The organism is Nocardia sp. bgisy134, from assembly GCF_965341865.1.
In the GTDB taxonomy this organism is placed as follows: Bacteria; Actinomycetota; Actinomycetes; order Mycobacteriales; family Mycobacteriaceae; genus Nocardia.
On the sequence record NZ_CBDQZP010000037.1, the window covers coordinates 17068 to 28296 of the forward strand.

The 11229-nt window shown below is 64.6% G+C and carries 8 protein-coding genes and 1 pseudogene; 7 read left to right on the forward strand and 2 right to left on the reverse strand.

All coding sequences use genetic code 11. The annotated features are described in order from the left end of the window. Positions 1-6: 6 nt before the first annotated feature. A complete protein-coding gene (locus tag ACRWNM_RS35835) occupies positions 7-1020 on the forward strand; it encodes an MBL fold metallo-hydrolase (protein WP_431972606.1) in 1014 nt (337 codons plus the stop codon). 230 nt (positions 1021-1250) lie between these two features. Here the strand turns inward: ACRWNM_RS35835 and ACRWNM_RS35840 are convergent, their stop codons facing one another. Beyond that, the gene (locus ACRWNM_RS35840) at positions 1251-1835 is read right to left on the reverse strand and encodes a TetR/AcrR family transcriptional regulator (protein WP_431972612.1); all 585 of its coding nucleotides are present in this window, start codon (positions 1833-1835) and stop codon (positions 1251-1253) included. A 217-nt stretch (positions 1836-2052) separates the two neighbouring features. On the opposite strand from ACRWNM_RS35840, the gene ACRWNM_RS35845 reads away from it, so the two are divergent. Continuing rightward, positions 2053-3588: a class I adenylate-forming enzyme family protein gene (locus ACRWNM_RS35845; protein WP_431972607.1), complete on the forward strand. Its 1536-nt coding sequence runs from the start codon at positions 2053-2055 to the stop codon at positions 3586-3588. Between the two features lie 131 nt (positions 3589-3719). Here the strand turns inward: ACRWNM_RS35845 and ACRWNM_RS35850 are convergent, their stop codons facing one another. Then, positions 3720-4022 (reverse strand): helix-turn-helix domain-containing protein, encoded by a 303-nt coding sequence (locus tag ACRWNM_RS35850; RefSeq protein ID WP_431972608.1) that lies wholly within the window; start codon positions 4020-4022, stop codon positions 3720-3722. Positions 4023-4132: 110 nt separating this feature from the next. Between ACRWNM_RS35850 and ACRWNM_RS35855 the strand changes: the two genes are divergently transcribed. The 5 genes and pseudogenes from ACRWNM_RS35855 to ACRWNM_RS35875 form a co-directional block, all read left to right on the forward strand. Further along, positions 4133-6073, forward strand: coding sequence for a fumarylacetoacetate hydrolase family protein (locus ACRWNM_RS35855; RefSeq protein WP_431972609.1), 1941 nt, complete (start codon positions 4133-4135; stop codon positions 6071-6073). A gap of 191 nt (positions 6074-6264) precedes the next feature. Further along, a pseudogene (locus ACRWNM_RS35860) lies at positions 6265-7932 on the forward strand (long-chain-fatty-acid--CoA ligase). 589 nt (positions 7933-8521) lie between these two features. Further along, entirely contained in the window at positions 8522-8896 is a 375-nt protein-coding gene (locus ACRWNM_RS35865) for a hypothetical protein (RefSeq protein ID WP_431958610.1), read from the forward strand. 24 nt (positions 8897-8920) lie between these two features. Beyond that, entirely contained in the window at positions 8921-10384 is a 1464-nt protein-coding gene (locus ACRWNM_RS35870; RefSeq protein ID WP_431972610.1) for a wax ester/triacylglycerol synthase family O-acyltransferase, read from the forward strand. 89 nt (positions 10385-10473) lie between these two features. Beyond that, a partial coding sequence (locus ACRWNM_RS35875; RefSeq protein ID WP_431972611.1) for a class I SAM-dependent methyltransferase occupies positions 10474-11229 on the forward strand: 756 nt, incomplete at its 3' end.

Below are 11229 nucleotides of genomic sequence, written 5' to 3' on the forward strand. Positions count from 1 at the left end.
CTGCTCATGGCGCCATCCGATGCGCCCGCCGAACTCGTGCAGATCGGGCAAGGCACCTGGGCGTTGTTGCGGTTACCTGGATCGTGGGGCCAGACCAATACCGGCCTCATCGCCGGTGCAGACGCTTCGGTCGTCATAGACACGCCGTGGGACGAACGGCGCGGGCAGGAGATGATGCGGCTGTTCGAACCTCACGTCCGGCGCGCGCCGATCGAGTCTGCGGTGATCACTCACGGCGATGCCGACCATTGGTGGGGTAGCGACTGTCTGCCGTCTCATGCCGACATCATTTCCAGTGAGGCGACATTAGAGGAGATCAAGCACGACAACCCGCCCAGGCAGGCATCGTTGGTGGTGTCGGCGTCACGCGTGCTGTCCCGTGTCCCCGTTCGGCGCATCGCGCATCCGTTTTGCATCATCGGTGAGGCCCTCGCCGGTGTGCAGCCGTCGCCCGAAAAGCGTGTTCCTAGTGTGACGTTCACCGGCAAGAGGGTTCTGAGTATGGGCGGACGGGCGTTGCAACTGCGTGAGGAAGGCCCGGCCCACACCGCCGGTGACGTCATCGTCTATGCCCCCGACGTCGGCGTAGTGTTCGGCGGCGATCTGCTGTTCTTGGGGTCCACGCCGGTGGCATGGCATGGTCCGCTGAGCAACTGGATCGGTGCGTTGGAGCGCATGATGGCTCTGGAAGCTGACACGTATGTGCCCGGGCACGGTCCGCTTGCGACGAAACGGGATGTGGGGGAACTGGCCGCGTACTGGCAGTGGATCACGACCGACGGGCGCGCCTGCTTCGACGCTGGGCTCACGCCATTGGAAGCTGGGCGGCGGCTGTTGGCGTCCCCTGACGGACGCAACAGGTGGGCGTCATGGCTCCACCCCGAGCGGATCGCGATCACACTGCACACCGCTTGGCGGGAATGGCTGGGGCGCGAGCTGTCGACGCCGACGTTGCGTCAGCGGGTGGCGGCCTTCAGCGATACCCGCCAGCTTCAGCTCGAGTTCTCTCAGGGGCGGTGAAGCGATGCGTGCGCCGTATCTGCGGGCACGACTGGGTCGCAGCTGTGTCGTCGTCACCAGAAGCTATGTCAAGACTCACTTTGCGCGATACAAGGTTCCGCGTGATCTCCGGTGTGCCGCTGAGCTTCCGAGATCGCTTGCTCGGGGCTCCGCCCAGCGAGCCGGGATGACGACGACATGGATCTGATGATGGCATGCGCTGCGTCAGCCCGCGCTGCCCCACGCAGGAATCAACTGCGCTCGGATTGCTTGCGGCGCGGCTTGGTGCTGGCCACGAAGAGCGTCTTGATCGCAGCGCACGCCGTGTCCAGGTCGATCGCCTCGGGTGCAACCCGCCACTGCTGATGGACTCCGATGATGGAGCCGTGTACTACGGTGATAAAGGTATCTTCGTTCATCCCTGATGGCAGCGTGACCCCGCCGAGACTGTCGGCCAGCCACTTTCGCAGAGTGGCCTGAAGGTCAGCGCACACCGCAGTAAGCGGTGAATCAGGCTCGATAGCCTCGGCCAGCAGCGTGATGGCCAGCCTGCTAGTGGGCTGCCGGATGTGCTCGAACAGCTGGTCGAGAGCATCCTCGAACGAGGTGACGGCTCCTGCGGCTCCGATTCCCGTGGTGCGGATGTCATCGATGACCGCCTTGAGTAGCCCCTCCTTATTGCCGAAGTGCCATGGAATCGAGCCGCGGCTGATGCCAGAACGTTCGGCGATGTGTTCGAAGGTCGTTGCGCGGTAACCGTTCTCGGCGAACAATTCGGCAGCCGCCCGCAGCAGGATCTGACGGCTTTCTTGGCTGGTCGCCTCACGACGGCTCATCGCCACGACCGACCTCCTTCTGTCACAGTTACCGATCGCCATGCCTATTCCATGCTACTCGACATGTGCTGCGATGGATGACATAGGTAGTGCTCGCGGCCCGATATGTGACGAGGAGGTCGAGTTACCGCTACCTATGTCGGCTGACATAGGATATGTTGATTGATCTACGACGCTCTTTGTCGTCACGAGATTCGAAGGAGGTCGCCGCGCCGCAATGATGAACACGTCCTACCCGTCTGGCGCCCGCACTGTGTCACGGCTGCTGTCCTACCGGGCAGACCATGAGCCTGATGCCGTGTTCTCGAGCTTCCTGCACGACAACGACAGCGACGACCTCAGCTACGCCCAGGCATGGGAGATGGCGCAGTCGGGAGCGCGGCTGCTCGCCAATGCCGGCGTGGGTGCCGGAGCGACATTCGCGGTCATGACTGACAACTGCCGCGAATTCTTCGCCTGCTGGTTCGGGGCTGCTCTTCTCGGCGCGGTGATCGTTCCGATCAGTCCGCGCAGCAGCGTCGACGAGATCGCCTTCATCATCGGTCATGCGCAATGTCGCTTGCTGATATGCGGGCAAGAGCGCGGCGCTGAGCTACCTGCCGACCTGGGGGTGCCGGTCATCACCTGCGGGGCCGACTTCGAGGCCCACTCGCAGGGATCCTCGCCCCCCAACGCGACGGTGGGTCCCGAGTGGCCGCTGGCGGTGATGTACACCTCGGGAACCACCGGCCGGCCGAAAGGCGTCGTGGTCACCCATGCCAACTACGTGGAAGCCGGGACGGTGGTGGCCAATCATCTGCGGATGCGTCCCGATGACCGCTGGATGGTCTGCTTGCCGTTGTTCCATGCCAACGCCCAGTATTACTGCGTGATGTCGGCACTGGTAACCGGCGCCTCTGTGGCCGTCGCCCCACGATTCTCGGCTACCCGCTGGCCCGCTCAGATCCGTCGCAGCGCAGCCACCTTGGCCAGCCTGTTCGCCGCACCGATGAGAATGATCCTGGCACAGCAAGGACCCGACACGCCTACGTCGTTGCGCGCCACCATCTTTGCCCAAAACCTCACACCTGGCCAGCTCGAGGAATTTCAGCACCGCTTCGACACGGCGTTGGTGCAGATCTATGGCATGACCGAGACCATCGCGCCGGTGCTGATGAATCCGCTTCACGATCGCCGGGACAACATGACCGTCGGTCTGCCCGTGCGCACGGGCGCAGTGCGCGTGCTGACCGCCGACGGGCGCGATGCCGAGATCGGTGAGATCGGCGAGCTTCTCGTCGCGGGCAGCCCCGGATCGACACTGATGGCTGGCTACCTGCATGACGAGACGGCAACCGCCGAGGCTTTTCTCGATGGTTGGCTGCGCACGGGCGATCTGGTCACCATCGATGAACACGGCTACTTCTCGATAGTCGACCGGAAGAAGAACATGATCAAACGCGCCGGCGAGAATGTTGCCGCCGCCGAGGTCGAACGTGTGGTCAATTTGCATCCCGGTGTGTTCGAGTGCGCCGTGGTGGGCGAACCCGATCCGGTGCGCGACGAGCGGATCAGAGCGTTCGTGGTGCTCGAGCCAGGACACGGCGATGTCACCGGCGAAGACACCATCGCCTACTGCACCCGGCATCTCGCCGACTTCAAAGTCCCGAGCGTCGTCGACATCGTTGGCTCCCTGCCGCACACCGCGGTGGGCAAAGTGCAAAAGCACCGACTCGGGGCCGCGTCTTCAGGGGTACGTAAGGCCGCGCCGTAACAGCGGCGGTGCTGCATCTCCCGTGACTCGCAAAGCCTCTGTCGGGAAAGCGATCAGCATCGCAGCGGATCGGGTTTTCGGACCACGCGCGAGGATCGGGGGCGAAGAGGCTCGAAGCATGTGGTCTTCGATCAGATCGGAAAACCGCGATCGGATGTGGCTGAGCCACTCCGCCTAGCATGCGCGCACGTCGGCCGCGCAGCGCGCCACGGGAGGGGTGGCATGAAGGTCGGAAAGGGCCGCGGCGTGCGTACGGCCAGCGGCAAGCCGCGCTTGCTCCCGAAGTGCCACGCGATAGCGCAACTGCTGATGCCCGAACGTCGCTCGATCGCCTCGAGAGTGGTGGCGCGATAACCGTTGTGGATGAACAGGTCCAACGCCACCTGCACGATCGTGCCGATACCGGCGTTTCGCCGAGGATGGGTGTCGCTCATCGCTGTCGTCCTTCCGCGCCACTGGAGAAGCTCCTCTGTCCTATGTTGGAAGACCTTTGCAATGCTTGATAGCCTATTCTGTGTTAGCCAACACAGGCGAAAGGTGTTCGATGCGCTATGTGATGTACCGGTCCGACGAAGGGGACCGTGCCGGAGTCGTGGTCGGCGACGCGATTCACGCCCTGCCGACAGGACTGGCCTTGATCGACGTGATCGGCCGAGGCGCCGAAGTGCTGCATGAGCTCGGGCAGGCTGCCCGGCAGTCTCCGGCGGAGGTGGTGAGTCTGGCGCAGGCCCATCTGTTGGCGCCCATCGAGCGACCACCTGTGTTTCGCGATGCACTGTGCTATCTCGACCACGTACGCAACTATCAGGAAGCGGTCGGGCAGGGCCGCGTCCTCAAAGACGTCTTCTACCGGATACCCGCTTTCGCGTTCCGGTGCCCGACCACCATTCTCGGGCCCTTCGACGACGCGCCGATGGCGCCCGGAACCGCCTGGCAGGATTTCGAACTGGAGATCGGTGCCATCGTCGGCGTCGGCGGCAAGGATCTCACCGTTTCGCAGGCGCAGGACGCCATCATCGGCTACACGATCGTCAACGACTGGTCGGCGCGAGATCTGCAGGCCCTTGACGCACAGATGGCCATCGGGCAGGCAAAGGGAAAGGACAGCGGCATCACCCTGGGCCCATATCTGGTCACCCCCGATGATCTGGAGCCGTACATGCGCGACGGACAGTTGGATCTGACCGTGACGGCCATGATCAACGACACGGTGATCGGCACGCGGTCGACCGCGCCGATGGACTGGAGTTTCGCAGAGGTGATCTCATTCGCGTCGCGAGGTGTTCCGATCGTCGCCGGAGAGGTATTCGGGTCGGGCACGGTGCCGGTGTGCACGCTGCTGGAGCATTTCCGGCTCGATGACATCGACAACTGGCGCGGATGGCTGCGAGACGGCGATGTGGTCACCTTGACCGTCGAAGGTCTCGGTCAGACCCGCCAGACGGTGCGCGCATCCCACTGCCCCGAACCGCTACCGGCACGGGTGAATCCCGATGTCCCCGTCGTCGTGCGGCGCCCCAACCCGCTGAAACCGCTGCTGCCGTTCACCCATGGACTGCATGAAGTCGGCCGCGATGTGTGGGCGTGGATTCAACCCGACGGTGGATACGGCCTCAGCAATGCGGGACTGATCGCCGGAGACAACGCGTCGATGCTCATCGATACGCTCTACGATTTGCAGCTGACTCGAGCGATGCTCGATGCAATGGTGCCGATCACGTCGGCACGTCCCATCACCACGGCGCTGTTCACTCATGCCAATGGCGATCACTGTTACGGCAATCAACTGCTCGACGAGTCGGTGAACATCCTCGCGGCGGCCGGCAGTGCTGAGGAGCTCGCGCACGAGATGAATCCACAGATGATGGCTTTCGTCGCCTCCATGGATCTCGGCCCGGTTGCCAGCCCCTGGCTGCGGGAACGGTTCGGTGGTCATGATTGGGGCAGCATCGCGGTGCGCAATGCCGATCAGACCTTCGACACGTCGCTGACCGTCGAGGTAGGTAGCCGCACAGTCGAACTCCACGATCTCGGTCCCGCCCACACTACCGCCGACACGGTCGCGTTCGTTCCCGACGCCGGTGTGCTGTTCACAGGCGATCTGGTTTTCGCTGGCAGTTCACCGATCGTGTGGGCGGGGCCGATCTCGAACTGGGTCGCTGCCTGCGAACGCATGATCGACCTCGGACCCTCGGTCGTAATTCCCGGGCATGGCCCGGTTGTCGGCGTCGAGGCCATACGCGCGGTAAAGGAATACTGGGAAATGGTGATCGAACAGTCCGATGTCGCCTTCCACGCCGGGCTGCCGGTGGCCGAGGCGGTCCACCAGATCGACCTGGGCCCATTCAAGGACTGGTTGGATGCCGAGCGCATCGTCAACAACGTCTACGTCCGTTACCGGGAACTGGACCCCGACACACCCGAACTGCCTATCGTGGCCCTGCTGACCATGCAGGCCGACTGGGACGCCAAGCACCGCAGCTAGATCACTCATCCGCGCAACAAGATGGCGCATGGTTTGTCAGCAGTTCACGACCAGGCTCTGCCCGCCTTCGCCGCGCAGTTCGCCAGCGCCGGAATCGCTGTGATTCCAGGTGATGCGAGTCCGCAGACGATCTGCGAGGCGACGGGCGCCGCGAACGCCACCATTATCGAACGAATTTCCAGGAGTACGCAATGACATACGAGATCGTCAAGGGCCTACCGTCGACGCACGGCGACCACTACCAGCTCAACACCACGACACTCATTCGGCACGCCGCCCGCACGTACCCCGAACAGGAGATCGTCTTCCGGACCGCAGACGGCGGCTGGGATCGCTACACCTACCGCCATGCGTACGTTCGGATTCGCAAGGCCGCCAACGTCCTTCGCGGACTCGGTATCGGACCCGCCGACATGGTCGGGGTCCTGGACTGGAACAGCAGGCGGCATTTCGAGCTGTACTGGGCGATCCCGGGGCTCGCGGCGGCGATGCTGCAAATGAATCTGCGATTGTCCCCCGAGGACCTCGGGTACGTGGTCGAGCACAGTGCGGCCCGCTTCGTGTTGGTCGACGAGACCTTGCTACCGGTAGCGGAATCCCTTGCCGCCCAAGGAGTCGGCGTCGAAGGCTGGGTGATCATGTCCGACCGGCCGATGGCCGAGATCTCGACCACCCTGTCGACGTGCACCATTTCGAGGACCTGATGGCCACCGCCGACACCGAGATCGAGTGGCCGATGATCGACGAAACCTCCACCTACAGTGCCTGTTACACCACCGGGACCACCGGCCGCCCCAAGGGCGTCTACTACTCGCATCGCGGAATGTATCTGCACGCTGTGGCGCAGGCCGCGGCCTTGAGCATTACCGCCGACGACGCGATCATGCTCATTACCCCCATGTTCCATGGACAGTCGTGGGGACTGCCGCAGTCCGGTGTGTACAGCGCGGCCAAGATCGTGCTCCCCGGGCGTAATCTGGCGCAGGACACCTCGGTCCTGGTGGATGAGATGATCGCCGAGAACGTCACCATAGCCAATGGCGCACCCGCGATCTTCGGGCCCATGCTCGACTACATCCGAACCCTCGACGTCAAGCCGGACTTCAGCCGTGCCAGATTGCTCTCGGGCGCGACCGAACCGCCGTTGTCGATGATGCGCGGCTTCTACGAATTGACCGGCGCGGACATCGTGCACGGCTACGGGGCTACCGAGACGACGCCCATCGTCGCCGCGAACGGCGCGCTGAAACCCGCGCTGCGCGACACTCTCACCGAGGACGAGCAGTGGGATCTCAAACGCTCCCAGGGCATTACGGCCGTCGGTGTCGATATTCGGATCGTGGACGCGGAAGGCAATGATCTGCCGCACGACGGTGTCGCGCAGGGCGAGGTCCTGGTGCGCGGCCCGTGGATCATCGAGCGGTATCACCAGCTGCCCGACGACGGCGACCGATTCCACGAAGGCTATTGGCGCAGTGGGGATGTGGGCCGCATCGACGAAAACGGGTACCTCGAGCTGACCGACCGGATCAAGGACGTGATCAAGAGCGGTGGCGAGTGGATCTCCTCGATCGATATGGAGAACGCCATCGCCGGGCATCCGATGGTGGCCGAGGCCGCGGTGATCGGTGTGCCGCACCCGAAGTGGCAGGAGCGCCTGGTCGCGCTCGTGGTCACGGTGGATGGAAACGAAATGCCGCTCATCGAGATCCACGAGTTGCTCGAGGGGCGGATTCGCCAAATGGCAACTGCCGGAAACGGTCCTGTTCGTCGAGGAGCTGCCGCGTACCAGCGTCGGGAAGCTCGACAAGAAGATCATGCGCACCCAGTACTCCGATCTCTACGAGGACGCTCAGTGAACAACGACTGTGCTGAACGCACGTCACAGGGGCGAACAGCGCCGCTGGCGTGAGCATGCAACCGGTACCCGCCGACCAGACAGCCTTCGAACAGCGCTTCGCATCGGTGGGTACCGACCTGCTCGAAGCGGCTCCCGTGGTTCGGTCCGCGCCGCCGGAAAACAAACCCCGCGAGACCCGCGACCAGATCCTCACGGCTCGTGGTGGATGCTCGGCGCGGTACCGATCAACGGGGCGCGCATCGGACCCTGGCAGTCAGGCCGGTCGGCCCGGTGAGGGGTGGACCTTCGGCCCTGCCGCGAGGCGGTCTCGAAGACGACGATGTGAAGAAAAAGAGGCGGTCCGGCCATGAGCCGGGAATCGAGGCTGAGCCGCAAGAACGGAGTGGAGGAGGAGTGCCGACTCCGCGGACGACTCGATCGAAGTCGAACGAGAGACTCTCGACTCGACAGACACCGGCGTCACTGTGCTGGCGTAGGCAATGCGGGTGTGCCACGCGCCACTGGCCCGCGTTCTCGGATATCGCCCACCGCTTCGTCCCCACCCGCGGTCAGCACGACCGCACCCGAAGTCGATGCCGGGAGGAGTCATGGGACATCTGGAACTGCACGCACACTTGAAGATCCGTCCAGGTCAACTGGAAGGGTTCAAGGCGCAAGCGGCCGAGATCATGCGGCTGACCCGAGAGAAGGACACGCAGACCCTTCGCTACGACTGGTTCATCAGCGAGGACGGAACCGAGTGCGAGGTCCACGAGGCGTACCCGAGCGGGCAAGGTCTGATCGAGCACAATTCACACGTCATGGACGCGCGGGCGATCCTCTTCGAGAAGTACGCATACGACCACCGGATGACCGCCTTCGGCGAGGTCTCCCAGGAGCTCAGGGAACTCGCAGACAAGCACGCCGGAGGAATCGCTGTTTACTCGTTCCTCCAAGGCCTCGGAACCGCGGCGGCTGTCTAGGCCCCGAGGAAGGGACGTGAGGTCATGGCCGAGACCCGTCTCCTGGAGCGGGTGACCGCTTCGGACCTGTTCCTGCTGCTCTGGGACGACTACGGCTGGTCCACCGACATCGGCGGGCTCGCCATCCTCGACGGCACAAACCTGCTCGACGAGGACGGCAGCGTCCGACTCGACGCGGTCCGGCGACACCTCGAGCCGAGAATGCGGTTGGTGCCTCGTTTCAGGCAGCTGCTGTACCGGCCTCGCCTCGGGCTGGGGTGGCCGCTGTGGATCGACGCGCCCTCCTTCGACCTCGCTGAGCACCTCCACGTCCATGCGGTTGCCGCGCCCGGCGACCAGGACCAGCTGCTGCGGACATGTCAGCAGCTGGCCCGGCGGCCGTTCGACCCCGCCCGGCCACTGTGGGAGCTGTGGCTGCTGCCCGGCCTGCCGGACCAACGGGTCGGCGCGTTCTTGAAGCTGCATCACGTCCTCGCCGACGGCCCCGCCGCGATGGCCGCCTTCGGGGCGCTGCTCGACCGGACCGCCGACGCGCCGGTCGAGGGTGCACCGCCGTGGACGCCGACACCTATCCCGTCCACCGGTGAACTGCTCGGCGACAACCTGCGACGCCGCCGACAGGAACTACGGCTCGGGTGGTCGGGCCTTGTCCATCCGAGTAGAACATTGCGCCAGGCGCGCCGCGCGTTGCCGGCCTGGCGGGAGGTGCTCACCGAAAAGCCTGCCCCACGAACCAGTCTCAACCACCCCGTAGGCTCCGAGCGCCGACTGACCATCGTCCGCGGCCGTCTCGACCCCATCGAACATGTCGCTCATGTCCATCAGGCCACGGTCAACGACGTGGTGCTGGCCGCGGTTGCCGGCGGCCTGCGCCAGCTGCTGGCAAGCCGCGGCGAGGATGTCCGAGGGCTTGTCCAGCGCGCGATGGTGACCATCTCCCACCACGAAGCGCGGCCCGGGGAAGCGCAAGGCAACACGCCCGGATGGATGATGGTGCCGCTGCCGGTCGGTGAGCCGGACCCGGTGTGCCGGCTCACGGTGATCGCCGCAGAGACGAGCGCACGGAAGGGCAAGGCTCGCCCCGAGGCGGGCAGCGGGATCTTCAGATTCGTCGCCTGCCAGCGCATCTGGTACCGGCTGTTTCCGCGGCAGCGGTCGGTGAACCTGGTCGTGAGCAACGTCCCGGGTCCGCGGACGCGGCTTTATCTCGCCGGCGCGCCGCTGCTGGAGGTGTTCCCCCTACTGCCGCCCATGGGCAACCTGACACTCGTCGTCGCAGCCCTGTCGTACGCCGGCCAGCTCAATTTCACTGCCGCCGCCGATCAGGACAGTTGCCCGGACGTGGAGGTCTTCGCCCGCGGGTTGCGCAGTGCCCTCGACGACCTCGTGCAACCGGTCCTGGGGTCTGAGAAAGGCGGTCGGGCCGGCGCCATGGAGTCGGTACCGACGCCCAACGCGCCGACTACGCCGCGCCCGTCACCGCGGTGATCGATCCCGGCATGTGCGGATACTGGTGTCGCCGAGTTGCTGCCCGAAATCGATTGGGTTTCCTTGGGTGCACGGGCAGTCTTGGTTGTATGAGCTGGAACGAGGCATTCGCGGACCATTATGACGAATGGTCGGCCGGTATGACGGCGGATATTGCTTTCTATGTCGAGCTTGCCAGTCGTGCCGATGGGCCGTTGGTCGAACTCGCAATCGGCAATGGCCGGGTGGCGATCCCGGTTGCCCAAGCCACCGGGCAACCCGTAATCGGCGTCGATACCTCTCCTCGAATGCTCGAGCAGGCCATGATCCGGGCGGCGGCGGCTGGCGTGCGGCTCGAATTGCGCGAGGCCGACATGCGCGAGCTGCGCCTCGATCAGCCGGCGGCGCTGATCTACTGCCCGTTCCGTGCGCTGCTGCACCTGAATACCTGGGCTGACCGCCGCCGTGTCTTCGAGCGTGTAGCCGCCTCCCTGCAGCCCGGCGGACGATTCGCCTGGAACGCGTTCGTCTTCGATCACCACACCGCAGCAGACCTGGACGGCACTCGCCAGCTCGGACCGGTCCCGCACACAATCCGATACGCGGTGGGCGACAACCGGATTGACCTGGTCCGTGACGACGGCGCGGTGAGCTCCTTGTGGTGGGCGACGAAGAACGAGTGGCTCGGACTTCTCGACGTGGCAGACCTGGAACTCGAGGCACTCCACGGTGGGTTCGCTGGCGAACCGTTCACCGAGGACAGTCGAGAATATGTCTTCGTAGCCCGACGCCCGCATGGTGCGTACTCGGGCCGGTATATCCGCTCATCGGCAGAAGCGCGCATCCGGTTGGATACGCGCTTCCCG

Coding starts and splice junctions, on each gene's coding strand:
- ACRWNM_RS35835 (WP_431972606.1), top strand. CDS start 7: ATGGCGCCATCCGATGCGCCCGCCGAACTCGTGCAGATCGGGCAAGGC.
- ACRWNM_RS35840 (WP_431972612.1), bottom strand. CDS start 1,835: ATGAGCCGTCGTGAGGCGACCAGCCAAGAAAGCCGTCAGATCCTGCTG.
- ACRWNM_RS35845 (WP_431972607.1), top strand. CDS start 2,053: ATGATGAACACGTCCTACCCGTCTGGCGCCCGCACTGTGTCACGGCTG.
- ACRWNM_RS35850 (WP_431972608.1), bottom strand. CDS start 4,022: ATGAGCGACACCCATCCTCGGCGAAACGCCGGTATCGGCACGATCGTG.
- ACRWNM_RS35855 (WP_431972609.1), top strand. CDS start 4,133: ATGCGCTATGTGATGTACCGGTCCGACGAAGGGGACCGTGCCGGAGTC.
- ACRWNM_RS35865 (WP_431958610.1), top strand. CDS start 8,522: ATGGGACATCTGGAACTGCACGCACACTTGAAGATCCGTCCAGGTCAA.
- ACRWNM_RS35870 (WP_431972610.1), top strand. CDS start 8,921: ATGGCCGAGACCCGTCTCCTGGAGCGGGTGACCGCTTCGGACCTGTTC.